Annotated in this window: 24 protein-coding genes; 10 read left to right on the top strand and 14 right to left on the bottom strand. The window is 68.3% G+C overall.

Translation table 11 applies throughout. The features are described 5' to 3' along the window. The 3 genes from mmcB to thpR form a co-directional block, all read right to left on the bottom strand. On the bottom strand, positions 1–377 hold a 377-nt coding region (mmcB, locus tag BDIM_RS16370; RefSeq protein ID WP_040347276.1), incomplete at its 3' end, for a DNA repair putative endonuclease MmcB. Between the two features lie 25 nt (positions 378–402). Next, a complete protein-coding gene (locus BDIM_RS16365; protein WP_003166668.1) occupies positions 403–969 on the bottom strand; it encodes a GNAT family N-acetyltransferase in 567 nt (188 codons plus the stop codon). Further along, positions 966–1,505 carry an RNA 2',3'-cyclic phosphodiesterase gene (gene thpR, locus BDIM_RS16360; RefSeq protein WP_003166667.1) on the bottom strand — a complete coding sequence of 180 codons (540 nt, stop codon included), beginning with the start codon at positions 1,503–1,505 and terminating at the stop codon, positions 966–968. The genes BDIM_RS16365 and thpR overlap by 4 nt, the downstream gene beginning before the upstream one ends. A gap of 126 nt (positions 1,506–1,631) precedes the next feature. Here thpR and BDIM_RS16355 point away from each other — a divergent pair, with 126 nt between their 5' ends. Further along, complete coding sequence (locus BDIM_RS16355) at positions 1,632–2,378, top strand: Bax inhibitor-1/YccA family protein (protein ID WP_003166666.1); 747 nt, start codon at positions 1,632–1,634, stop codon at positions 2,376–2,378. A 137-nt stretch (positions 2,379–2,515) separates the two neighbouring features. Here BDIM_RS16355 and BDIM_RS16350 read toward each other — a convergent pair whose 3' ends face one another. Then, complete coding sequence (locus BDIM_RS16350) at positions 2,516–2,857, bottom strand: DUF2794 domain-containing protein (protein ID WP_003166665.1); 342 nt, start codon at positions 2,855–2,857, stop codon at positions 2,516–2,518. A gap of 154 nt (positions 2,858–3,011) precedes the next feature. Here BDIM_RS16350 and BDIM_RS16345 point away from each other — a divergent pair, with 154 nt between their 5' ends. The 3 genes from BDIM_RS16345 (at position 3,012) to BDIM_RS17315 (ending at position 5,411) form a co-directional block, all read left to right on the top strand. Continuing rightward, positions 3,012–3,809, top strand: coding sequence for an enoyl-ACP reductase FabI (locus tag BDIM_RS16345; protein ID WP_162200520.1), 798 nt, complete (start codon positions 3,012–3,014; stop codon positions 3,807–3,809). A 154-nt stretch (positions 3,810–3,963) separates the two neighbouring features. Then, positions 3,964–5,136 carry a benzoate/H(+) symporter BenE family transporter gene (locus tag BDIM_RS16340; RefSeq protein WP_050796774.1) on the top strand — a complete coding sequence of 391 codons (1,173 nt, stop codon included), beginning with the start codon at positions 3,964–3,966 and terminating at the stop codon, positions 5,134–5,136. Between the two features lie 101 nt (positions 5,137–5,237). Next, positions 5,238–5,411: a YegP family protein gene (locus BDIM_RS17315; RefSeq protein WP_076224443.1), complete on the top strand. Its 174-nt coding sequence runs from the start codon at positions 5,238–5,240 to the stop codon at positions 5,409–5,411. Positions 5,412–5,457: 46 nt separating this feature from the next. Here the strand turns inward: BDIM_RS17315 and BDIM_RS16335 are convergent, their stop codons facing one another. The 4 genes from BDIM_RS16335 to ffh form a co-directional block, all read right to left on the bottom strand. Continuing rightward, positions 5,458–6,162: a glutathione S-transferase N-terminal domain-containing protein gene (locus BDIM_RS16335; RefSeq protein WP_040346481.1), complete on the bottom strand. Its 705-nt coding sequence runs from the start codon at positions 6,160–6,162 to the stop codon at positions 5,458–5,460. A 68-nt stretch (positions 6,163–6,230) separates the two neighbouring features. Continuing rightward, a complete protein-coding gene (rimM, locus tag BDIM_RS16330) occupies positions 6,231–6,758 on the bottom strand; it encodes a ribosome maturation factor RimM (RefSeq protein WP_040346479.1) in 528 nt (175 codons plus the stop codon). Positions 6,759–6,868: 110 nt separating this feature from the next. Further along, positions 6,869–7,369, bottom strand: a complete 501-nt coding sequence (gene rpsP / locus BDIM_RS16325) for a 30S ribosomal protein S16 (protein WP_003166663.1) — start codon at positions 7,367–7,369, stop codon at positions 6,869–6,871. A 24-nt stretch (positions 7,370–7,393) separates the two neighbouring features. After that, a complete protein-coding gene (gene ffh / locus BDIM_RS16320) occupies positions 7,394–8,917 on the bottom strand; it encodes a signal recognition particle protein (protein ID WP_003166662.1) in 1,524 nt (507 codons plus the stop codon). A 317-nt stretch (positions 8,918–9,234) separates the two neighbouring features. Between ffh and ppc the strand changes: the two genes are divergently transcribed. Beyond that, on the top strand, positions 9,235–11,940 hold the full coding sequence (ppc, locus tag BDIM_RS16315; protein ID WP_040346478.1) for a phosphoenolpyruvate carboxylase: 2,706 nt from the start codon (positions 9,235–9,237) through the stop codon (positions 11,938–11,940). Here ppc and BDIM_RS16310 read toward each other — a convergent pair whose 3' ends face one another. Next, positions 11,941–12,906 (bottom strand): magnesium and cobalt transport protein CorA, encoded by a 966-nt coding sequence (locus tag BDIM_RS16310; RefSeq protein ID WP_003166660.1) that lies wholly within the window; start codon positions 12,904–12,906, stop codon positions 11,941–11,943. 234 nt (positions 12,907–13,140) lie between these two features. Next, positions 13,141–15,324: a M3 family metallopeptidase gene (locus tag BDIM_RS16305; protein WP_003166659.1), complete on the bottom strand. Its 2,184-nt coding sequence runs from the start codon at positions 15,322–15,324 to the stop codon at positions 13,141–13,143. A 121-nt stretch (positions 15,325–15,445) separates the two neighbouring features. Here BDIM_RS16305 and BDIM_RS16300 point away from each other — a divergent pair, with 121 nt between their 5' ends. Then, on the top strand, positions 15,446–16,309 hold the full coding sequence (locus tag BDIM_RS16300) for a glutamate racemase (RefSeq protein ID WP_003166658.1): 864 nt from the start codon (positions 15,446–15,448) through the stop codon (positions 16,307–16,309). An 11-nt stretch (positions 16,310–16,320) separates the two neighbouring features. Here the strand turns inward: BDIM_RS16300 and BDIM_RS16295 are convergent, their stop codons facing one another. Next, positions 16,321–16,833 carry a hypothetical protein gene (locus BDIM_RS16295; RefSeq protein WP_040346476.1) on the bottom strand — a complete coding sequence of 171 codons (513 nt, stop codon included), beginning with the start codon at positions 16,831–16,833 and terminating at the stop codon, positions 16,321–16,323. Positions 16,834–16,966: 133 nt separating this feature from the next. Between BDIM_RS16295 and coaBC the strand changes: the two genes are divergently transcribed. The 3 genes from coaBC to BDIM_RS16280 are packed head-to-tail and all read left to right on the top strand — an operon-like array spanning position 16,967 to position 19,107. Continuing rightward, a complete protein-coding gene (gene coaBC / locus BDIM_RS16290) occupies positions 16,967–18,190 on the top strand; it encodes a bifunctional phosphopantothenoylcysteine decarboxylase/phosphopantothenate--cysteine ligase CoaBC (protein ID WP_003166656.1) in 1,224 nt (407 codons plus the stop codon). Between the two features lie 17 nt (positions 18,191–18,207). After that, the gene (gene dut / locus BDIM_RS16285) at positions 18,208–18,657 is read left to right on the top strand and encodes a dUTP diphosphatase (RefSeq protein WP_003166655.1); all 450 of its coding nucleotides are present in this window, start codon (positions 18,208–18,210) and stop codon (positions 18,655–18,657) included. A 48-nt stretch (positions 18,658–18,705) separates the two neighbouring features. Further along, entirely contained in the window at positions 18,706–19,107 is a 402-nt protein-coding gene (locus tag BDIM_RS16280) for a BLUF domain-containing protein (protein ID WP_040347273.1), read from the top strand. Between the two features lie 77 nt (positions 19,108–19,184). Here the strand turns inward: BDIM_RS16280 and dapB are convergent, their stop codons facing one another. From dapB to dnaK, 3 genes are all read right to left on the bottom strand, one after another. Continuing rightward, positions 19,185–19,934 (bottom strand): 4-hydroxy-tetrahydrodipicolinate reductase, encoded by a 750-nt coding sequence (dapB, locus tag BDIM_RS16275; protein ID WP_040346475.1) that lies wholly within the window; start codon positions 19,932–19,934, stop codon positions 19,185–19,187. Continuing rightward, complete coding sequence (gene dnaJ / locus BDIM_RS16270; protein ID WP_003166652.1) at positions 19,931–21,139, bottom strand: molecular chaperone DnaJ; 1,209 nt, start codon at positions 21,137–21,139, stop codon at positions 19,931–19,933. The genes dapB and dnaJ overlap by 4 nt, the downstream gene beginning before the upstream one ends. A gap of 191 nt (positions 21,140–21,330) precedes the next feature. Then, positions 21,331–23,238, bottom strand: a complete 1,908-nt coding sequence (gene dnaK, locus BDIM_RS16265) for a molecular chaperone DnaK (protein WP_003166651.1) — start codon at positions 23,236–23,238, stop codon at positions 21,331–21,333. Positions 23,239–23,524: 286 nt separating this feature from the next. On the opposite strand from dnaK, the gene BDIM_RS16260 reads away from it, so the two are divergent. Beyond that, the coding region (locus tag BDIM_RS16260) for an alpha-ketoglutarate-dependent dioxygenase AlkB (RefSeq protein ID WP_050796773.1) at positions 23,525–24,064 on the top strand (540 nt) is incomplete at its 3' end.

The following is a 24,064-nucleotide window of genomic DNA, read 5'->3' as shown; positions in this document are numbered from 1 at the left end:
GCCAGGGGCGTCGCCGGCGCGTCGCGCACCACCGCCCCGCCGAAGCCGTCGGCCACGATCAGGCCCGGCTCGTCCGGCAACACGCCTTCGGGGAACTCCGGCGCGACGGCGAAGTAGAAGGCGTTGCAGAAGGGGCCGTACTCCTGCCATTTGCGATCGACGCGGTAGTCGTCGATCCCCGACTTCACCTCGCAGATGACGATGTCGCCCTTGGGCCCCAGGGCCATTACGTCGGCGCGCCGCCCATTGGGCAGGCAGACCTCCAGCAGGGGCGCATAACCCATGTCCAGCATCAGCCGCGCCGCCCCCCGCGTGACGGACAGGGTCGTTTCGGGGCGGCTGAAGACCAGTTCGAGGTGAAGCGCGGCGGCGGGCATTCGCCTTTATGTTCCGCCTATGTTCCTACCGCAAGCGCTGCCGGTTCACGCGCCACTGCTCGCGCGACTGACCCCACAGGTTGACCGCGTGCTCATGGAAGGGCGGCGGCATGACGCCCGGCCCGCGATTGGTCGAGCCCAGCCGCTCGGCCACCTTCTCCGACGCCCGGTTGTCGGGGTCGATGCAGTGGATGACGTCCGGCCAGTCCAGCACGTCGCAGGCGTAGTCCATCGTCGCCGCGGCGGCCTCGATCGCATAGCCCTTGCCCGTGGCGTCGCGGTGCAGGCTCCAGCCCACCTCCCGACCCGGCCAGCCATAGGGATGCAGCGGCCCGATGCGCCCCATCCACAGGCCGGTCGTCTTCTCGATCAGCGAGAACATGCCCTCGCCGTGCAGCGCCCACATGCCCGCGACCGAAGCGATGGCGCGCCACACCTCATGCCGGGACTGCACCCCGCCGATGAAGCGCGTCGTCTCGGGGTCGCTCATGAAGTCGGCCCAGCGCGGAAAATCCTCCAGCATCGGCGGGCGCAGGAACAGGCGTTCGGTCTCCAGCGTGGGACCGAGGGGCGATGTCGGGCGATCGATCACAACAGATACTCGCGTTCCAGGGTGTAGACGCTGCCGTCCCCGGTCAGGACGCTGGAGTACAAGCCGAAGCGATCCACGCGGATCGGCGGCGACTTCAACAGATTGTGCCCGGTGATCCAGGCGCCGATGCGGTCGGGGTTCGCCTGGGGCTTCAGATAGGCCAGGGTGACGTGCGGCCGGTATTCGCGCTTCTCAGGCGGAACGCCCGCCCGCTCGCCCGCCGACCGACAGCGCCCGGCCAGGACGTTCAGCCGCTCGGACCGTTCCAGCCCGGCCCACAGGGTATGGCTGCGGTGCGCGTCGCCGAAGGCGCCGACGCCGTTCAGGGTGATCTCGAAGGCCCCGCCGCCCTCGGCGCGGGTCAGTTCCGAGGCCAGGTCGTCGGCCGTCCGCTCGGACGCCTCGCCATAGAAGGCCAGGGTGACGTGCAGGGCGTCCAGCGGCCGCCAGCGCGCGCCGGGCAGGCCGGATTGACGCCGCGCCAGGGTCTCGGCGACGTCCTCGGGGATCGGAATGGCGGTGAACAGACGCAACATGCGACCCTTGGTAGCGGGCGGAACCGGCGGCCGGAAGTCCGGTTTTTCTTGCAAGGATGCGTCTGCATCCCGATATTTCAGCCAAAGGTCGGGACATTCCCGGCCGAATGGGAGACTTCTTTCGCGATGAGCGATTTCAACAACGGCTATGCGCGCCCGCTTCCGCAGTCGGCGGACATGTCCGTCGACGCCGGTCTGCGCGCCTTCATGCTGGGCGTCTACAACAAGCTGGCGATCGGTCTGGTCGTCGCGGGCGCCCTGGCCTACGTCACCGGCAACGTCCCGGCGGTGCAGCAGCTGCTGTTCGCCCGCATGGACGACGGCCGCATCGGCCTGACGATGCTGGGCATGATCGTCCAGTTCTCGCCGCTGGTCATGCTGTTCGGCTCGATGTTCTTCATGAAGAACCCGTCGGCCAAGGGCGTGAACATGCTCTACTGGGCTGTGGTCGCCACCATCGGCGCGGGCCTGGGCGTGCTGTTCCTGCGCTACACCAACGGCTCGCTGGCCTCGACCTTCTTCGTCACCGCCGCCGCCTTCGCGGGTCTGAGCCTGGTCGGCTATACGACCAAGAAGGATCTGACCGGCATGGGCACCTTCCTGATCATGGGCGTGATCGGCCTGGTCATCGCCTCGATCGTGAACATCTTCATGCAGTCGGGCGTGATGTACCTGATCATCTCGGGCGCCGGCGTGCTGATCTTCTCGGGCCTGATCGCCTATGACACCCAGCGCCTGAAGATGACCTACTACGCCCTGGGCGGCGACAAGAATGCGATGGGCGTGGCGACGGGCTTCGGCGCCCTGAGCCTGTTCATCAACTTCATCAACCTGTTCCAGTTCCTGCTGGCCTTCATGGGCAGCCGCGAATAGGGGCTTTCCAAGTGCGCTATGGCCGTGACGCGATCACGGCCGACTTGAGCGCAGGCCTCAAGCAGCCCGAAGGGCGATAGGCCAAGAAAGAATGAGGCCCCGACGGCGACGTCGGGGCCTTTTTCTTTTGTCGCCGCCTACTCCACCACCGTGAACTTGCGGCTGTCGAAGACGCGCAGAACCTGGGCCAGGTCGCGGCCGCGCTTCAGCACATGGCCGCCCTCGCCGATCACGGCCCACTGCCCCTGTTTCAGGCGCAGGGCCGGACGTTTCTCGATCCGATAGAGCGGCGCGTCGCCGTGGCGGCGAAAAACGGCGAACTCAGCGTGGTCCTTCTGGCCGGCCATGGCGTAGTCGCGCCATTCGCCCGCCGCCACCATCCGCCCATAGACCCGCAGCATCTGGTCCAGTTCGCGGCGGTCGAAGAAGACCGGCCCCGCCTCCGGTTGCGCATTCGGACTGTCGACGTCGAAGCTCATAGCTTCAACTTAGGCCGCTCGCCGCGAAACGCCAGCGGCGGATCACGGGTCGGATCAGGGCCTGAACGCTTGTCACCCGCCGCGCGCCCGTCCAAAAGGCGGAACAAGTTCTAGATACGGAGACGAACCCATGGCGACGAGCGAAGGCTGGGACATGCCCACCGGAGACCTCATGAAGGGCAAGAAGGGCCTGATCATGGGGGTCGCGAACTCCAGCTCCATCGCCTGGGGCATCGCCTCGCAGCTGGCCGCCCAGGGCGCCGAGCTGGCCTTCACCTACCTGGGCGAGGGTCTTGAGCGCCGCGTGCGCCCGCTGGCCGAAAGCGTCGGCGCCAAGCTGCTGATCCAGGCCGACGTCACCGACGACGCCTCCATGGACGCCGCCTTCGCCGAGCTGGAGAAGGAATTCGGCACGATCGACTTCGTCGTCCACTCGGTGGCCTTCGCCAACAAGGACGAACTGAAGGGCTCCTTCGTCGACAACACCACCCGCGACAGCTTCCTGCTGGCCATGAACATCTCGGCCTTCAGCTTCGTCGACGTGGCCAAGCGTTCGGCCCGGCTGATGCCGAACGGCGGCTCGATGATCACCCTGACCTACCTCGGGTCCGAGCGGGTCATCCCCAACTACAACACCATGGGCGTGGCCAAGGCCGCCCTGGAAGCCGCGACCCGCTACATCGCGCGCGACCTGGGGCCGAAGAACATCCGCGTCAACGCCATCTCGGCGGGCGCCATGCGCACCCTGTCGCTGGCCGGCATCTCGGGCGGGCGCGGCCTGCACTCCAAGTCGGCGCAGTTCTCGCTGATCAAGGAAGAGACCTCGATGGAAGGCGTCGCCGGCGCCGCCCTGTGGCTATGCTCGGACCTGGGCCGCTCGACCACGGGCGAAGTCGTCCACGTCGACGCCGGCTTCCACGCCGTCGGCCTGCCCGACGACATGGAAGGCTGAACCCGACCGGGTTTCGGACAGACAGAGGGCCGCCGGGACACCGGCGGCCCTTTTTGCATCTCCCCCCACTATCCGCTCATCCCGGCGTCCGCCGGATGAGCGGAAAGCCGCATTTCTACTTTCAGGCGTCCGCCCCTCGGCCTAGCTTGAACGCATGAGTGCCCTGCGCCTGCCGCCGCCCGCCAGTTTCTCCGCCGCCGCCGTGGCGACCGTCGTCGGCTTCGGCGGCACGGTCGCCCTAGTGGTGCAGGCCGGACAGGCCATGGGCGCGGCGCCCGCCCAGATCATCTCCATGGTCACCGCCCTGTGCCTGGGCATCGGCCTGCCCGGCGCGGTGTTGAGCTGGCGGCTGAGGATGCCCGTGGTGCTGGCCTGGTCGACGCCGGGCGCGGCCCTGTTGGCGGCCTCGACGCTCGGTCTCGGCTGGTCTACGGCCGTGGGCGCCTTCGTCATCGCCGGGCTGCTGATGGTGCTGACGGGGCTGGTCCCGGCGCTGGGGCGGCTGGCCGAACGCATTCCCGCCGCCGTCGCCTCGGCCATGCTGGCGGGGGTGCTGCTGCCCTTCTGTCTCAAGCTGTTTCTCGTCTTCCCGACCGACATGACGCTGGCGGCGGGTCTGCTGCTGGTCTTTCTGGTCATGCGCAGGCTGGCGCCCGCCTGGACCCTGCCCGTCGTTCTGGTCGCCGCCTTCGCCGTGCTGGCGCTACGCGGCCAGGTCGCCCTGCCCGAGGGGACCGGCCTGTTCGGCGCCCTGTCGCCCGTCATGCCCGCCTTCGACTGGAAGGCGGCGGTCAGCCTGGCCCTGCCGCTCTATCTGGTGACGCTGGCCTCGCAGAACCTGCCCGGACTGGTGGTGTTGAGAGCCGCCGGCTACGCCCCGCCCGCCGGCAAGCTGATCTTCTGGGGCGGGCTGACCAGCACGCTTCTGGCGCCGTTCGGGGCGCACGGCGTCAATCTGGCCGCCATCACCGCCGCCATCTGCACCGAGCCGGACGCCCACCCCGACGCCTCCAAACGCTGGACCGTGGGCGTGATCTACGGCCTGTTCTACCTAGTCGTCGCCCTGTTCGCGGCGCCGCTGGCGGGCCTGTTCATCGCCATGCCGACCGGCGCCCTGGCAGTCATCACCGGCCTGGCCCTGATCGCGCCCCTGACCGGATCGCTGGGCGCCATGATGGCCGCGGCCAAGGATCGCGAGGCGGCGGTGCTGACCTTCGCCGCCACCGCGTCGGGCGTGGCCCTGTTCGGGGTCGGTTCGGCCTTCTGGGGCCTGGCGGTCGGCTTCCTGGCCCTAGCGGCGCGGCGCTGGATTCCAGCGCGCGGCTGATCGCCTCACGGCCTTTTACATTTCACGCCCTTTACGCCTTGAGCGGGGCCGTGGCAGCTTCCTCGCCTCGGCCGACTGGCGGCCGTCAGAGCGAGGCGATCATGGCGCACAAGTTCGAAGTCTATCAGGACAAGGCCGGCGAGTTCCGCGTCCGGTTCAAATACAACTCGGAAATCATCTTCTCGACCGAAGGCTATTCCGACAAGTCGGGCGCCAAGCGCGCCATCGAGTCGATCAAGAAATACGTCGGCGACGCCCCGACCGAAGAAGTCTGAGACGGCGCGGGGGCGCGGCGCACCGCCTGCCCCCGCAACCTCGCCTTTAAGGCTGCGCCGGGATGCTCAGGCCCCGCTGCACGGCCGGTCGGGCCAGCCCGCGCCCCAGCCAGGCGGCCACGCGCGGAAAATCCGCATAGCCGACCAGTTCGCCCGCCCCATAGTGTTCGACCAGGTTCCGCACCCAGCCCAGGATGGCGATATCGGCGATGGTGTAGTCGTCGCCCATGATCCAGGTTCGGCCTTCCAGACGCCCTTCCAGAACGCCCAGCAGACGCCGCGATTCCGCGACGTAGCGATCGCGCGGCCGCTTGTCCTCGAATTCGCGGCCCGCGTATTTGTGGAAGAAGCCGACCTGGCCGAACATCGGACCGATGGCCGCCATCTGGAAGAAGACCCACTGCAGCGTCTCATAGCGCGCCGCCGGATCGGTCGGCAGGAAGCGCCCCGCCTTCTCCGCCAGATAGACCAGGATGGCGCCGGACTCGAACAGGGCCAGCGGTTTATCCCCCGGACCGTCGGGGTCGATGATGGCGGGGATCTTGCCGTTGGGGTTCAGCGACAGGAACTCAGGCGTCCAGGTCTCGTCCTTGCTGATGTCGACCAGGTGCGCCTCATAGGGCAGGCCCAGCTCCTCCAGCAGGATGGAGACCTTCACCCCGTTCGGCGTCGTCAGGGAATAGAGCTGGAGCCGGTCAGGATGCTGCGGCGGAAACTGGCGGGTGACGGGAAAGGCGGACAGATCGGCCATGAAGCGCTCCGGCTGGTGTGACCCCCTCCATGTTGGAAGCCTGCGCGCAATCCGCAACCGTGTCAGCGTCAGTCTTCGTCGCGATCGCTGACTTCGGTCGGGCGAACGATACGCAGCCAGCCTTCCTTGATGTGCAGTTCAGGCGCCGCCTCGCGCGTGAAGGGCAGATACCAGGTCGGGCCGCCCTCGGCTGGGGCGATCTCCAGCATGTCGTCGGCGCCGAAATTCTGAACCGACTTCACCTTGCCCAGCACCACGTCGGCCGGATCGCGCCCTTCCAGGCCGATCAGGTCGGTCAGGTAGAACTCGTCTTCTTCAGGCTCAGGCAAGGCGTCGCGGGTGACGAACAGCTTCTGGCCGCGCCGGGCGTCGGCCTCTTCCTTCGTCGCGATCTCCTTGACGCGCGCCACCACGCCCGCCTTGTCCGGACGCGCCGAGATCAGCGTCAGCACCGGCTTGCCGTCCGCGCCCAGCAACGGCGAATAGCCGACCAGGGCCATGGCGTCGGCGGTATAGGCGCTGATCCGCACCTCGCCCTTCACCCCGAAGGCGCCGCCGATCTGGCCGACCAGGATCAGTCTGTCTTCGCTGCTCATGGCCGGGCTCCGTTTGCCGATGCGATGGGTCCAGATAGCAGAAAAGCAGCGCCCCGGAAGGACGCTGCTTTCCCGTTTCAACCGGCCGGGGCCGGATGAAGAGATAAGGCTCAGGCCTGCTCTTCGGTCGCCTCGGCGGCGACTTCAGCAGCGGGGGCTTCTTCAGCCGGCGCTTCTTCCACGGCCGGAGCGGCGGCGGCGGCGGCGGCGGCTTCAGCGGCCTCGGCCTTGGCGGCGGCTTCGGCTTCCAGGCGGTCGGCTTCGCGCTGGGCGCGCTCGGCGGCGCGTTCCTGGGCCTTCTTGCCCGGCTCGCCCTTCTTCGGGTTGTTGCTCTGGGTCCACTTGACCTTGCCGACCAGAACTTCGTCCTGGCTCTGGCTGATGAAGCGGGCCACGCGGTCGGTCGGCTGAGCGCCCTTGGCCAGCCATTCCGAGATGCGGTCAGCCTTCAGGACGATGCGCGGGGTGGCGCTGTCCTTCGGCAGCATCGGGTTATAGCTGCCGACGCGCTCGATGAACTTGCCGTCGCGCGGGCTGTGCGAGTCGGCGATGACGATGTGGTAGTAGGGGCGCTTCTTGGCGCCGCCGCGGGCCAGACGAATCTTCAGCATTTTCAGTCTCTTTCTAGAAAGGCGTTAGTTCTTTTTGGGGAAGCCCGGCAGACCCGGAAGGCCCCCCGGAAGTTGTCCGCCGCCCAGACCCGCCAGGCGGTCCTGAATGGCTTTCATTTCATCGGCCGAGGGTTCCGGCATCTTGCCGCCGCCCAGGGCCTTCAGGCGGTTCATGTCCGGACCGCCGCCGCCCATGCCGGGCAGGCCGCCCATCATGGAGGCCATCTTCTGCAGGTTCTTGCCGCCGCCTTTGGACAGCGACTTGACCATGTCAGCCATCTGCCGGTGCTGCTTCAGCAGGCGGTTGATGTCCTGAACCTCGACGCCGGCGCCCTTGGCCACGCGCTTCTTGCGGCTGGCGTTCAGCAGGTCGGGCTTCTTGCGCTCGGCCTTGGTCATGGAGCTGATGACGGCCAGCTGGCGGTCGATCATCTTGTCCGAGACGTTGTTCTCGGCCATCTGGTTCTTCAGCTTGGCCACGCCGGGCAGCAGGCCCATGATGCCCTGAAGACCGCCCATCTTCTTCATCTGGTTCAGCTGGCCCGCCAGATCGTCCAGATCGAACTGGCCCTTGGCCAGCTTGCGGGCCATCTTCTCGGCCTTGGCCTGATCCAGCTCGCCCGCGGCCTTCTCGACCAGGGCGACGATGTCGCCCTGACCCAGGATGCGGCCGGCGACGCGGCGGGCGTCGAAGACGTCCAGCGCATCGACCTTTTCGCCCGCGCCCAGATATTTGATCGGCAGGCCGGTGACGGCGCGCATCGACAGCATGGCGCCGCCGCGCCCGTCGCCGTCGGCGCGGGTCAGCACTAGGCCCGTCAGGGGCAGACGCTCGTGGAAAGCAGCGGCGGTGCGCACCGCGTCCTGGCCCGTCAGGCTGTCGGCCACCAGCAGGGTCTCGACCGGCTTGGCGATTTCGGCGACCTCGGCCACCTCGTTCATCAGCCCTTCGTCAAGGGTGATGCGGCCGGCGGTGTCGAGGATCAGGACGTCGAAGCCCTGAAGCTTGGCCGACTGCAGCGCGCGGCGGGTGATCTGGACCGCGCTCTCGCCCGCCACGATGGGCAGGGTCGCGACCTCGATCTGCTGACCGAGCGTAGCCAGCTGCTCCATGGCCGCCGGACGACGCGTGTCCAGCGAGGCCATCATGACCTTCTTCTTGTCGAACTTCGACAGGCGCAGGGCCAGCTTGGCCGAGGTCGTCGTCTTGCCCGAGCCCTGCAGACCGGCCATCAGCACGACAGCGGGCGGGGTCGCATTGGTGTTCAGCGGAACCGGCTCTTCGCCGCCCAGCATCTCGACCAGGCCGTCATAGACGATCTTGACCACCTGATCGGCGGGCTTGACCGCGCGGATGACTTCTTCGCCGGTCGCGGCCGTCTTGGCGCGGGCGATGAAGTCCTTGACCACCGGCAGGGCGACGTCGGCCTCGAGCAGGGCGACGCGGACCTCGCGCAGGGCCTCCTCGACATCCTTTTCGGACAGGGCGCCGCGGCCGGTGATCCGGTCGAAGACGCCTGTCAGCCGCTCGTTCAGAGCCTCGAACATTCAAACCCTTTCATGCGCCTGGGCCGTCAGCCTCCATGAGAAACGCCCATAGGCGGGCGACCTCTGCGAACGATCACGTCGACAGAGGCCCTCTCCGGGCTCATCCATCCATGAAAGGATGGGGTCGTCCCGGTGGAGGCGCAGGTTCAATTGCGCCGGAAGTCGCGGCTTATGGCGGAAAAGCAAGGCGATGTCGACTCCGTTTCTCGCGACGAAAGGCGACCACACAAAGGGTTTCTGCGTTGCAGCATGGGCTGGCGCGTTCGGATCCCGCTGATACGGTTCCTGTCCGGCCTCCCCGCTGAGAGACGACCCACATGACCCAAGCCCCCGAGTTTCCCCACGACCGCCTCCGCGACGAAGTCCGGCTTCTGGGGGCCTTGCTAGGCGAGGTGATCCGCGACGAGGGCGGGCAGGATCTCTACGACCGTATCGAGGCGGTGCGGCGGGCCTCGGTGGCCTATCACCGCGACCCGGCCTCGGACGACGCTTCGGAGCTGGAGCGGCTGCTGGGCGAGCTGTCGCTGGATCAGGCCATCGGCCTGACGCACGGCTTCGCCGCCTTCTCCCTGCTGGCCAACGTCGCCGAGGATCGCGCAGGCAAGCGCCGCGCCCAGGCCCAGGCCGAGGCGGGCGAACGGGCCGACACCCCCGAAGGCGTGCTCAAGCGTCTGGCCGAGGCGGGCGCCGACAGGAACGCCGTGCGCGACCTGCTGGCCCAGGCCCTGATCTCGCCGGTGCTGACCGCCCACCCGTCCGAAGTGCGGCGCAAGAGCGTCATCGACCGCACCACGGCGGTCGGCGAACTGCTGGACGGCTGCGACCGCGACGGGATCGCCTGCGACGCCGAAACCCTGAAGGCGGCCCTGCGCCGCCAGATCGTCATCCTGTGGGCCACGCGGCTGACCCGCGCCTCGGCCCTGGTGGTGCAGGACGAGATCGACACCGTGGTCGACTGGCTGCAGCGCATCTTTCTTCATGTCGCCCCGGCCCAGCTGGCCGAGTGGCGCCGCCTGCTCGACGCGCCCGACCTGACGCCCTTCGTGCGCATCGGCTCCTGGGTCGGCGGCGATCGCGACGGCAACCCCAATGTCGACGCCGACACCCTGCGCGCCGCCTTCCGCAGCCAGGCCCGCGCGGCGCTGGGCTTCTATCTGGACGAGGTGCACGCCCTGGGCGCCGAACTCAGCCTGTCCATCGACCTGACCCGCGTCACGCCCGAACTGGCCGCCCTGGCGCAAGGGTCGGGCGACGCCTCCATCCAGCGCGCGGACGAGCCCTATCGCCGGGCGCTCAGCCAGATCTACGCCCGGCTGTCGGCCGCCCACCCCGCCCTGACCGGCGAGCCGACGCCGCGCCCGGCCCGCTTTGACGCCCCGGCCTATGACGGACCCGACGCCTTCCGCGCCGACCTGAACATCCTGCATGACAGCCTGGTGCGGACCCACGGCGCCGTCTTCGCCGACGACCGGCTGGCGCGGCTGATCACGGCGGCGGACGTGTTCGGCTTCCACATGGCGACGCTGGACCTGCGCCAGAATTCGGACGTGCATCAGCGCGTGGTCGCCGACCTGCTGAAGGTCGCGGGCGTCTGCCCCGACTACGCCGCCCTGGACGAGGCCGAACGGCTGGCCGTGCTGGCGCGCGAACTGGCCAGTCCCCGTCCCCTCTTCTCCCCCTATGCCGACTACGCGGCCGAGACGCTGAAGGAGCGCGCCATCCTTCAGGCCGCCGCCGAGGCCCTTTCGACCTTCGGCCCGCAGGCGATCCGCACCCACATCGTGTCCAAGACCGACGCCGCCTCGGACATGCTGGAGGTCTATCTGCTGCTCAAGGAGGTCGGCCTCTACGACCCGGCCGATCCCGGCGCCTGCCCCATTCAGGCCGCCCCCCTGTTCGAGACCATCGACGACCTGCGCGCCGCCCGCGCCACGCTGGAGCGCGTCCTGGCCGAGCCTTCCGCCCGCGCCGTGGCCGAGGCGCGCGGGGTGCAGGAGGTGATGATCGGCTATTCGGACTCGAACAAGGACGGCTCCTACCTGACCTCGGGGTGGGAGCTGCACGAGGCCTCGCGCGCCCTGCTGGAGGTCACGCGCGCGGCGGGGGTGCGGCTGCAGCTGTTCCACGGCCGGGGCGGCGCTGTCGGGCGCGGTGGCGGCTCCGCCTTCTCAGCGGTGCTGGGCCAGCCCGCCGGCACCGTCGCGGGCCGCATCCGCGTCACCGAACAGGGCGAGGTCATCGCCAACAAATACGGCGAGCCGGAAGTGGCCCAACGCAACCTCGACGCCCTGACCTGCGGAACCCTGCTGGCCTCGTTGGGGCCGCAGTCCGACGCGGGCTACAGCGCCGAGCACGGAGCCACGGCCGCGCGCCTGTCGGCCGCCTCGATGAAGGCCTATCGCGCCCTGGTCTATGAGACGCCCGGCTTCGTCGACTATTTCCGCGCCGCCACCCCCATCGCCGAGATCGCCGACCTGAAGATCGGCTCGCGCCCGGCCAGCCGCACCGCCTCGCCCGCCATCGAGGACCTGCGCGCCATTCCCTGGGTGTTCAGCTGGTCGCAGTCGCGGGTCATGCTGCCCGGCTGGTTCGGCTTCGGCTCGGCGGTTCAGGGCGAAGACCCGGCCGAACTGCGCGCCATGGCCGAGGCCTGGCCCTTCTTCCGCACCGTGGTCCAGAACATGGAGATGGTGATGGCCAAGGCCGACATGGCCATCGCGCGCCGCTACGCCGGCCTGGTCCCCGACGCCGCCCTGGCCGAGCACATCTATGACGCCATCCGCGCCGAATGGGACCGCACCGTCGCGGCCGTCCTGTCGATCACCGGCCAACAGACTCTATTGGGCGGCCAGCCCGAACTGGACCGGCTGATCCGCCAGCGGATGCCCTATGTCGAGCCGCTGAACCATGTGCAGATCGAGCTGATCCGGCGTCGCCGCGCAGGCGACGACGACCCGCGCGTCAGCAACGGCATCCTGCTCGCCATCAACGGCGTGGCGGCGGGCCTCCGGAACAGCGGCTGATCACAGCCACCGGGTCCGCTTGAAGGTGACGTAAAGGCCGATGCAGATGGCGACGATCAAGGCCAGCACCGCCGGATAGCCATAGGTCCAGCGCAGCTCGGGCATATGCTCGAAATTCATGCCGTAGATGCCCGCCACCGCCGTCGGCGTCGCCAGGATGGCGGCCCAGGCGGCCAGTTTGCGGGTGATGACGCCCTGGCGTTGCTGCTCCAGCAGGTTGGACACCTCGAACACCGAGGCCAGGATGTCGCGCAGGCCCGCCGCGCGGCTGGCGACACGGCGCACATGGTCGGCCACGTCGCGGAAGTAGGGCCGCACCTCGCGGTCGATGCAGGGCAGGTCCAGCGACTGCAACTTGACGCAGAGCTCCTCCATCGGCCCCAGCACCCTGCTGAACTTCACCAGTTCGCGACGCAACTGGAACAGGCGGGTGATGTCGTCGCGCGACAGGAAGCTGTCCAGCGCGACCTGCTCCATCTCCAGCACCTTGTCCTCGATGGCGTCGATGATGGGGATGTAGCCGTCGACGATGAAGTCCAGCACCCCGTGCAGGATGAAGTCCGGCCCGTGGCTCAACTGGTGCGGCGAGGCCTCCAGTTGGGCGCGCAATTGGGTGTGCGCCCGCGCCGATCCATGGCGGATGGTGATGACGTAGTTGGGGCCGAGGAAGACGTGGGTCTCGCCATACAGGATGCGGTCGCCCTTGGCCTGGGCCGTGCGGGCGACGATGAAGAGTTCGGAGCCGTAGACCTCTAGCTTGGGGATCTGATGCGCCGACAAGGCGTCCTCGACCGCCAGGGGGTGCAGGTGGAAACGGCGCACCAGGACGTCGAACTCTTCATCCGACGGCTCGTGCAGGCCGATCCAGAGGTACTCCCCCCTGGCCAGGCTCAGCCCCTGAGCCGTCAGCGGCGCTTCGCGCACCCGCTTGCCGTCCTTGTAGACGTAGGAGGCGACGACGCTCATGGGCGCTCCTTCTTTGCTGTGCCGCGATCAGAAGGCTCCGCCTTCTCGACCCGACGCAGCCCGTGACACAGCCAAGGCTTACGCCACCCCGGCCGAAATAGAAAAGGCCCGGCGGATTTCTCCGCCAGGCCCCCTCTTTGGTTGGGCCGCGGTCAGAAGGCTTTCGCCTTCTCGACCCGACGCGGCCCTAGGCGCCCAACGGGCCTCAAGTAGCCCGAAGGGCGGTAGGCCCACTTAAGAAACCGGGAAGCCGCGCACCTTCAGCAGGGCCGCCACGTCCGGGTTGCGGCCGCGGAACTGGCGATAGGCGTCGCCGCGATCCGTGGTGTTGCCCGGCGCCAGGATGATCGACTTGAAGCGGCCGCCGATGTCCGGATTGAAGACGTCGCCCGACTCCTCGAAGTAGGCCCAGGTGTCGGCGTCCATCACTTCCGACCACAGGTAGGAGTAGTAGCCGGCCGAATAGGCGTCCGAGGTGAACAGGTGATTGAACTGCGGCAGGCGGTGCCGCATCACGATCTCCTTGGGCATGCCCAGACGGCCCAGCGAGGCTTTTTCGAAGGCGTCGATGTCGGTCGGCGGCGTCGCCTGGGTGTGCAGGTCCATGTCGACCAGGGCCGAGGACAGGTAGCTGACCGTGGCGTAGCCCTGGTTGAAGGTCGAGGAGGCCTCGATCTTGTCCACCAGCGCCTGCGGCATCGGCTGCTTGGTCTCGACGTGCTTCATGTAGCCGTCGAGGATCGGGCGGCTCAGCACCCAGTGCTCGTGCACCTGCGACGGATATTCCACGAAGTCGCGCGGCGTGTTGCCGAACGACGGATAGGTCACCACCGACGAGAAGTAGTGCAGGGCGTGGCCGAACTCGTGGAACAGGGTCTCGGCGTCGTCCAGCGAGATCAGCAGCGGCTGACCGTCCGGCGCCTTGACGAAGTTGTTGTTGTTCGAGGCCAGGATCGGCTTGGAGCCGGTCAGCTTCGAGAACGAGCGGTAGGTCGTCATCCAGGCGCCCGAACGCTTGCCCGGACGGGCGAAGTCGTCGGCGTAGAACAGGCCGATCAGCTTGCCGGTAGCCTTGTCCGTGACCTCATAGGTGGTCACGTCCGGCTCGAAGGTCGAGACGGTCCCCTTGGGCAGTTGCTTGAAGACGAAGCCGTACAGGCGCTCGGCCATGTAGAAGGAGGCCGCGCGCACGGCGTGCAGCTCGAAGTAGGGTTTCAGCTCGTTCTGATCGAGGTCGTACTTCGCCTTACGCACCTTCTCGGCGTAGTAGAGGTAGTCCCACGGCTCGATGTCGTGACCGGCGATCGCCTTCATGTCGGCGACTTCCTCGGCGACGCGGGCCTTGGCCGGGGCCCAGACGCGCTGCATGAGGTCCATCGCCGCGGCCGGGGTCTTGGCCATGGTGTCCTGCATGCGCCATTCGGCGTGGTTGCCGAAGCCCAGCAGGCGAGCGCGCTGCTGACGCAGGGCGACGATGCGGGCGATGGTCGACTTGGTGTCGTTGGCGTCGCCGTTGTCGCCGCGCTTGGCGAACTTGGTCCACACCTGCTGGCGCAGGGCGCGGTCGTCGGCGAAGGTCAGGAAGGGATCGACGCTGGAGCGGGTGTTGACGATGGCCCAGCCCTGGACGTTGCGCGTGCGCGCAGCAGCCGCGGCGGCGGCCTTGTTCGATTCCGGCAGGCCCTTCAGACCGGCCTCATCGGCGATGACGGTCCAGGTGTTCTCGTCGGCCACCACCTTCTGACCGAAGCCGGTGAAGGCGTTCGACAGGTCGGTGTTGATGCGGCCCAGCTCGGCCTTGCCGGCGGCGTCCAGGGCGGCGCCGTTGCGCACGAAGGCGTCGCGGCTGCGCTCGGCCAGACGCTTCTGCTGGGCGTTCAGGCCCGCGGCGTCGGCGCCGTCGGCCACGGCCTTAATGCGGGCGAACAGCTTCTCGTTGAAGGTGATCTCGTCCGAGGCGGCCGACAGGATCGGCGACAGCTCGGTCTCCAGAACGTCCCACTGCTCGCCGCCGATGTTCGACGTCATGACGCTGAACACGTTCAGGGCGCGGTCCAGCGGCTCGCCCGCCATCTCCATCGCCGCCATGGTGTTGGCGAAGGTCGGGGCTTCGGCGTTGTTCGCGATCGCGGCGATGTCGGCGCGTTGCAGTTCAATGCCTTCCAGGATGGCTTCGCGCATCTTGGGCGCCGTCACCTTGTCCCACGGCGGCACGCCTTCATAGGGGCCGGTCCAGGGCTGCAGCAGCTCGGCGCGCGGCGCGGTCGCCGGCAGGACGGCGCGGGCGATGCGGGCCTCATCGGCGGTCGTCAGGGCGGCGACGGCGCCGCTCACGGCGTTCTCCACGGCCCCGGCCGAGGCGCAGCCCGACAGGGCGAAGAGGCTCGCGCCCCCGATGAGAAGATGGCGTCTGTGCATCCAGGTCTCCCAACCATTGCTGTTTCGGACGTCCTTCGGCGCAAGGGCTTTTGGCGTCGCATAAATCCGGTTTAGTCCTAACTATTGGACGGCGAAACCCCGCGAGGCTAAAGGCCGCTGCATGGCGATAGGCGTTTTCGACTCCGGCGTGGGTGGCCTGACGGTCCACCGCGAACTCACGACCCGCTTTCCGACGCGGGACTTCATCTATCTGGGCGACCAGGCCCACGCCCCCTATGGCGGACGCAGCGGCGAGGACATCGTCGAACTGACCCGCGCGGGATGCGAACGCCTGTTCGAGGCGGGCGCCTCCGTGGTTGTCCTGGCCTGCAACACGGCCTCGGCCATCGCGCTGCGTCGTCTGCAACAGACCTGGATTCCGGGAATGCGCGAAAAGCTGGGCCGCCCGGTCAACGTCCTGGGCATCATCGTCCCGACCATCGAGGCGGCCACCGGCCTGCCCTGGTCGTTCGAGGCCGAGCGCGAAAGCCGCATGGAGGGCGAGAAGAAGCAGGCGATCGACATCACCGGCGTCTTCTGCACCGCCGCCACGGCCATGAGCCGCGTCTATGAGATCGAGATCGACAAGCGGCGCGACGACCTGGCCGTCTTCACCGAGGCCTGCCCCGGCCTGGCCGGTCTGATCGAGCTGGGCGCCCCGCCCGAGGAGCTGAAGGTGGTGGTCGACGACCACGTCGACGCCCTGCGCCGCCGCATCGGCCGCCATCCGGACAAGGCCATCCTGGGCTGCACCCACTATGAGATCGTGGCCGACCTGTTCGCCCAGGCCCTGCCGCCCGGCGTCCAGGTCATCAGCCAGCCCGCCGCCGTGGCCGACTCTCTGGAGCGCTATTTCGACCGCCACCCGGAATACGATCTGGGCTCGTCGGCGCGCCGCGACTTCTTGACCACGGGCACGCCCGGCCCGCAGTCGGATCTGGTCGCCCAGTTCTGGGGCGCGCCCCTGACGTTCGATCCGGCCTAGTCCGACGCCCCCTACTCGGCGGAGCCTGACGCGTTGCGGCGCTGGCCGAAGGTCGGCGCCCGCTCCTTCTGCTGCGCCCAATAGGCGGGGCCGTCGTCGGGCTTGAACATGGTGCGCGGGACGCCGTTGCGGTCCACGACGGCGAAGGTGTTGGTCGAGGCCTGATAGAACAGGGTGTCGCCATTCGGCCGCTTGACCGTCTCGGTTCCCCTCGGCGCGTCCTCGGTGAAGGCCCGCACCTTCTGAAGATAGTCATCGGCCGACGTGGCGCCGAAATCCGCGCCGTTGCGCGCATAGAGCCTCTGCACCTTGGCGTCGGCGGTCTCGCGCCGGTTGGCGGTGACGGGCGGCTTGGCCGCTTCGACCGCAGCCGTCTCGACCGCCGCATCCGGCGCAGCCGCCGAGGTCAGGCCGACCGGCTCGGCCGCGCTTCTCTCGCGCGTCTCCACCGCCGAACCGCCGTTGTCGCACCCGGCCAGCACCACCACCGTCGCGGCCAGCGCCGCCGTCACCCGCATCCGCATGGAAACCCCTCCCGACATTCCGTCGAACACAGTTAGGCACAAGATTTTTGTTCCGGCAATGTTCCATTTACACCCGCACCATCCAGACCGCTTTGTCTCGACGCCGTCACGCGACGCGGCTACAGATTTCCGCATGACCGCACCCTCGCTTTCCGGCCGCAAGGTTCTGCTGATCGTCGGCGGCGGCATCGCCGCCTATAAGGCGCTGGAGCTGATCCGCCTGCTCAAGAAGGCCGACGCCGAGGTCATGACCGTCCTGACCAAGGCCGGGGCCGAGTTCGTCACCCCCATGTCGCTGGCGGCCCTGACCGGCCATCCGGTGCGGCAAGCTCTGTTCATGCCGGAAGACGAGACGGCCATGGGCCATATCGAGCTGTCGCGCTGGGCCGATCTGGTGGTGGTGGCGCCCGCCACGGCCGGGCTGATCGCCAAGGCGGCCAACGGCATGGCCGACGACCTGGCCTCGACCACGCTTCTGGCCACGGACAAGAAGGTGCTGCTGGCCCCGGCCATGAACGTGCGCATGTGGCTGCACCCGGCGGTTCAGGCCAATGTCGCGCGGCTGAAAGGCTTCGACGGCTTTCACGGCATGGCCGTGGTCGGGCCGGACGACGGCGTCATGGCCTGCGGCGAGTTCGGACCGGGCCGCATGGCCGAGCCGCCGGTCATCTTCGACGCGATCGCCCGCCTGCTGGCCGGACCGGACGGCCGCCCGCTGGCCGGCAAGACCGCCGTCGTCACCGCCGGACCGACCTTTGAACCCATCGATCCTGTGCGCGGCCTGACCAACCGCTCCAGCGGCAAGCAGGGCTACGCCGTCGCCGCCGCCCTGGCCGAGCTGGGGGCGCAGGTGACGCTGATCTCCGGTCCCGTGGCGCTGGATGCGCCCGTCGGCGTCAACCGCGTCTGGGTCGAGGCCGCGACAGAGATGAAGGCCGCCGTCGAAGCGGCTCTTCCCGCCGACATCGCCGTGATGAGCGCCGCCGTGGCCGACTGGCGCGTGGACGGCGTCGCCTCGGGCAAGATCAAGAAGAAGCCCGGCGGTCCGCCGTCCCTGGCCCTGATCGAGAACCCCGACATCCTGGCGGGCGTCTCCGCCCCCGGTCCGCGCCGTCCGAAACTGGTGGTCGGCTTCGCCGCCGAGACCAGCGACCTGGAGGCCAACGCCCGCGCCAAGCTGTCGCGCAAGGGGTGCGATTGGATCGTCGGCAACGACGTGTCCGACGAGGTCTTCGGCTCGGACGGCAACGCCGTGACCCTGTTCACCCAGAGCGACGCCGAGCCCTGGCCGCGCCAGTCCAAGACCGAGGTGGCGCGCAAGCTGGCCCTGCGCATCGCCGATCACTTCAAGGCCTGAGAGAGACCCTCCCCGACATGACCGTCATCCGCGTCGAACGCCTGCCCCACGCCGAGGGCCTGGCCCTGCCCGCCTATGAGACCCCCGGTTCGGCCGGCATGGATCTGCGCGCCGCCCTCGGCGAGGGCGAGACCGTGGTGCTGGAGCCGGGTCAGCGCAAGCTGATCCCCACCGGCCTGAAGATCGCGCTGGAGCCCGGCTATGAGGCCCAGGTGCGCCCGCGCTCGGGCCTGGCGCTGAAGCACGGAATCTCGGCGCCCAATTCGCCCGGCACCATCGACAGCGACTATCGCGGCGAGGTCGGGGTCATCCTGATCAACCTCGGCGAGCTGCCGTTCGAGATCAAGCGCGGCGACCGCATCGCCCAGATGGTCATCGCCCGATACGAACAGGCGCAAATGATCGAGGTCGAGGCGGTGGACGAGACCGCACGCGGAGCCGGCGGCTTCGGCTCAACCGGACGTTGACCGCGACTTTGCTTTCACACCCGTAGATAATGGTCTAGCGTGGTCGCCATGAACACGCTGGACCAGCTCGTCTATTGCAGCCGCTCGCGACTGGCCCCAGAGGAGGAGGCGTCGGCGATGACGGACATCGTCCATATCGCCGCCTTCCTGAACGCTCAGAACAGCATCACCGGTGCGCTGACCCTACAGGACGGCGTGTTCGTGCAGGTTCTCGAAGGAACGCCGACAGCTCTGGATATTCTGATGCTCCATCTGCATTTCGATGAGCGGCATGAAGAAATCGAGGTCGTCGCTCGTGGCCAGATCGAGCGCCGCGCCTTTCCGGCTTGGGGCATGACGGCCCCGGCGCGTGGCCGGTGCGAGGCGCTCCGCCGCTTGATCGACAGCCGCTCCAACGATCTGGGCGCCTGGCGCGCGGCCATGGGCGCCCTTCTGGCCGAACCCGCCTGACCGGAAGGACGTTGCGCTCAAGCAGCGAGCCGCCGCGCGGCGAGCGATAGCACAGGGGCGCGCCAGCGCCCCCAACATCAAGCCTGACGGAAGCCCAACACGTCCTGCATGTCGTAGAGACCGGGACAACGGTTGCGCACCCAGGCGGCGGCGGCCACGGCGCCCTTGGCGAACAGGCTGCGGTCCATGGCCGAATGCGACAGGGTCAGCATCTCGTCTTCCGAAGCGAACATGACCGTGTGGTCGCCGATCACCCCGCCCGCCCGCAGGGAGGCGAAGCCGATCTTGCCCGTTTCGCGCGGGCCGGTGATGCCGTCGTAGGGGGCGCTGCGCAGTTCCTTCAGGTCGCGGCCCCGGCCGTTGGCCGCCGCCTCGCCCAGCATCAGGGCCGTGCCCGAGGGAGCGTCGACCTTGCGCCTGTGATGGGTCTCCAGCACCTCGATGTCCCAGTCGCGCGCATCCAGCCGCAGGGCGGCGTGCTCGACCAGGCCGATTAGGATGTTCACGCCCAGGGAGAAGTTGCCGCTCATGACGATGGCGATCTTGTCGGCGGCGGCCTCGATCTCAGCCTCCTGCTCGGGCGTCAGGCCGGTCGAGCCGACGACCAGCGCCGGTCCGCCCGCCGCAGCGCAGGCCTTGGCCAGGGCGACCGAAGCCTCGGGCGTCGAGAAGTCGATGATGACGTCGCACAGCTTCAGGTCGACCGTCTCGCCGCGATCGAAACGGGCGGCCACCACCACGTCCTCGCGGGCGTCTAGGACTTGCGAAACGGCGCGGCCCATGCGGCCCCGGGCGCCGGAGATGCCGGCGTGGAAGATGTCGCTCACGCGGTCTCTTTCGGATTATCGGCGTCGCCGCCCAGGATGTCGGCCCAGAAACGCTTGGCCTTGCCCGCGAAACTGGTGTTGCGGGGCGTCTGGGTCTCGCCCAGTGAGGCGGCCAGTTCGGACAGTAGCTCCTTCTGACGCGCGGTCAGATCGGTCGGCGTCTCCACGAACAGCTCGACCACCAGATCGCCGCGGCCGCGCCCGTTCAGGTGCGGCATGCCCTTGCCCTTGATGCGGACGGTCTTGCCGGTCTGGGCGCCCGCAGGCACCTCGACCGCCGCCTTGCACTTGCCGTCGCAGGCGTCGGAAACAAGACAGGGGGCGTCGACGATGCCGCCCAGGGCCGCCACCGTCATCGGCACCGGCACCGTGACCAGCAGGTCCAGGTTGTCGCGCTCGAACAGTTCATGCGGCAGCACCGACAGGAAGACATAGAGGTCGCCGCGCGGCCCGCCGCGCTGGCCCGCCTCGCCCTCGCCCGACAGGCGGATGCGCGAGCCGTCGTCGACGCCCGCCGGCACCTTGAGGCTGAGCTTGCGGGTCTTGCGGACCTGGCCGTGGCCCCGGCAGTTGGTGCAGGGATCGGCGATCATCTCGCCCGAGCCGCCGCAGCGGGGGCAGGTGCGCTCGACCTGGAAGAAGCCGTTGGCCTGGCGCACGCGCCCGGCGCCGCCGCAGGTGTTGCAGATGGTCGGCTTGGTGCCCGCCTTGGCGCCCGAGCCGTCGCAGACCTCGCAGGTCATCAGGGTCGGGATGGCGATCTCGACCTCAGCGCCCTTATAGGCCTGCTCTAGGGTGATCTCGAGGTCGTAGCGCAGGTCCGAGCCGCGGCGCGGGCCGCTCTGTTGCTGGCGCCCACCGCCCCGGCCGCCGAAGGCGTCCCCGAAGGCGTCGCCGAATACCTGGGAGAAGATGTCGTTGATGTCGTGGAAGCCCTGGCCGCCGCCCTGGCCGAAGGGATTGCCCCCGCCCGCGCCGCCGCCCACGCCCGCGTGGCCGAAACGGTCATAGGCCGCGCGCTTCTGCTCGTCCGACAGGACGGTGTAGGCCTCAGAGATTTCCTTGAAGCGGGCCACGGACTCTTCGGAGCCGCCGTTGCGGTCGGGGTGGTGCTCCATCGCCAGCTTGCGATAGGCGCTCTTGAGCACGGCCGCATCGACCGTCCGCTCGACCCCCAGAATCTCGTAATAGTCACGTTGCGCCATCAGGCGTTCGTCCTCTTACTTTCCCGCCGCGCCAGGGTTCTGTTCCGCCTCTCTTGATCTGGAGGCGCTCCGTTCGCGGATGACCGACGGCCTGCCTGATGACATGGGCGCCCGGTCGAATGATGCAAGTTTCATGAAACGGCCCCGCCTGCCGTCTGGCAAGCGGGGCCGAACATCAGCGGGGCGCCGGTTTAGGCGTCCTTCTTCTCGTCCGTGTCCGAGACTTCCTCGAACTCGGCGTCGACCACGCCGTCGTCGGCGGGCTGGCCTTCAGCGGCGCCGTCGGCCCCGCCCTGCTGGGCGGCGTACATGGCCTCGCCCAGCTTCATCGAGGCCTGAGCCAGGGTGTTGGTCTTCTCGCGAATGGCCTCGGGGTCCGTGCCGTCCTTGGCCGACTTCAGATCGTCCAGAGCCGACTGGATGGTCGCCTTGGTCGCGTCGTCGATCTTGTCGCCGTGCTCGGCCAGAGCCTTCTCGGTCGAGTGGACCAGGCTGTCGGCGCCGTTCTGGGCCTCGACCAGCTCCTTGCGGGCCTTGTCGGCCGCGGCGTTGGCCTCGGCTTCCTTGACCATGTTCTCGATGTCGGCGTCCGACAGGCCGCCGTTGGCCTGGATGCGGATCGACTGCTCCTTGTTCGTCGCCTTATCCTTGGCCGTCACGTGGACGATGCCGTTGGCGTCGATGTCGAAGGCGACCTCGATCTGCGGCATGCCGCGCGGCGCGGGCGGAATGCCCATCAGGTCGAACTGACCCAGCACCTTGTTGTCGGCGGCCATCGGGCGCTCGCCCTGGAAGACGCGGATCGTCACGGCCGACTGATTGTCGTCAGCGGTCGAGAAGACCTGGGCCTTCTTGGTCGGGATCGTCGTGTTGCGCTCGATCAGGGGCGTGAACACGCCGCCCAGGGTCTCGATGCCCAGGGTCAGCGGAGTCACGTCCAGCAGCAGCACGTCCTTGACGTCGCCTTGCAGCACGCCCGCCTGAACGGCGGCGCCCAGGGCCACGACCTCGTCGGGGTTCACGCCCTTGTGCGGCTCCTTGCCGAAGAATTTCTTCACGGCTTCCTGAACCATCGGCATGCGGGTCATGCCGCCGACCAGCACCACTTCATCGATGTCCGAGGCCTTCAGGCCCGCGTCCTTCAGCGCCTTGGCGCAGGGCTCGATGGTGCGCTGAACCAGGTCGTCGACCAGGGCTTCCAGCTTGGCGCGCGACAGCTTGATGTTCAGGTGCAGCGGGCCCGAAGCGTTCATGGTGATGAACGGCAGGTTGACCTCGTACTGGGTCGTCGAGGACAGCTCCTTCTTGGCCTTTTCGGCCTCTTCCTTCAGGCGCTGCAGGGCCAGCTTGTCCTGGCGCAGGTCGACGCCCTGCTCCTTCTTGAACTCGTCAGCCAGGTAGTCGACCAGACGCAGGTCGAAGTCCTCGCCGCCCAGGAAGGTGTCGCCGTTGGTCGACTTCACCTCGAACACGCCGTCGCCGATCTCCAGGATCGAGACGTCGAAGGTGCCGCCGCCCAGGTCGTAGACGGCGATCTTCTGACCGTCGTTCTTCTCCAGGCCGTAGGCCAGGGCGGCCGCGGTCGGTTCGTTGATGATGCGCAGGACTTCCAGACCGGCGATCTTGCCGGCGTCCTTGGTCGCCTGACGCTGGGCGTCGTTGAAGTAGGCCGGAACGGTGATGACCGCCTGGGTGACCTTCTCGCCCAGATAGGCCTCTGCGGCCTCCTTCATCTTGCCCAGGGTGAAGGCCGAGACCTGCTGGGGCGAATAGTCCTTGCCGTGCGCCTGGACCCAGGCGTCGCCGTTCGGGCCCTTGACGATCTCGAAGGGCACCATGCCCTTGTCCTTGGCCACCACCGGGTCGTCATAGTTGCGGCCGATCAGGCGCTTGATGGCGAAGAAGGTGTTGGCGGGGTTGGTCACCGCCTGACGGCGCGCCGGCTGGCCGACGAGGATTTCGCCGCCGTCCTGGATCGCGACCACCGACGGGGTGGTGCGGGCGCCTTCGGCGTTTTCGATGACCTTGGGGTTCTTGCCGTCCATGACGGCGACGCACGAGTTGGTCGTGCCGAGGTCGATGCCGATGATCTTGGCCATGGGCTTGTCTTTTTCACTCCTTGCGGCGGGCGATGCGGCGGCCTCGTAACATCAAGCGCCGCGCGTGACCGCCCCCAGTTGGGCTTTTGAGATTGTGCCTCGCCGGACGACGCCCGGTTCAGCGGTGGATGGGGTCGGCGGACAAACCCCTAACGAAAAGGGGGTTATCGCCGGATTGGCTCGGATATGGGAAAGACCGCAGGGGCTGCAAGGCCTTCCGCCCGGTTCCGGCCAGATTCCGCGCCTTATGGCGGACAAGGCGGCGCGGCGCCGCTAAATTCGGTCGATGATCCCGCAAAACCGCCTGCAATCGTCCAGAAAAGAGCTGAGGGAAGCGCCGACGGCCCTGCCCGGCTTTCGCCTGTGGCCCGGCCTGCTGGACGCCGCTGAACAGGCCGAACTGCTGGCCGAGGTGCGGCGAGGGCTTGAGGCGGCGCCCCTCTATCGCCCCGTCACGCCGGGCGGGCGGCCCTTCTCGGTGCGGATGAGCAATTTCGGCGCCCTGGGCTGGGTGTCGGACCGCGAAGGCTATCGCTATCAGCCGACCCATCCGGCGACCGGCGCGCCCTGGCCCGCCATTCCGCCCCGGCTTCTGGGCCTGTGGGACGCCCTGACCGGCTGGCCCACGCCGCCCGACGCCTGCCTGGTCAACCTCTATCAGGGCGAGGCGAAGATGGGGCTGCATCAGGACCGGGACGAGCGCGACCTGACGGCGCCCGTGCTGTCGATCTCCCTGGGCGACACGGCGGTGTTCCGCATCGGCCCGGCCGAGGGCGGCGCCACCGCCGCCGTGCGCCTGGCCTCCGGCGACGTCTGCGCCCTGACC

Origin of the sequence: Brevundimonas diminuta ATCC 11568 (assembly GCF_000204035.1) — a bacterium.
Lineage (GTDB): Bacteria > Pseudomonadota > Alphaproteobacteria > Caulobacterales > Caulobacteraceae > Brevundimonas > Brevundimonas diminuta.
This window is presented reverse-complemented; position numbering and strand designations above follow the sequence as displayed.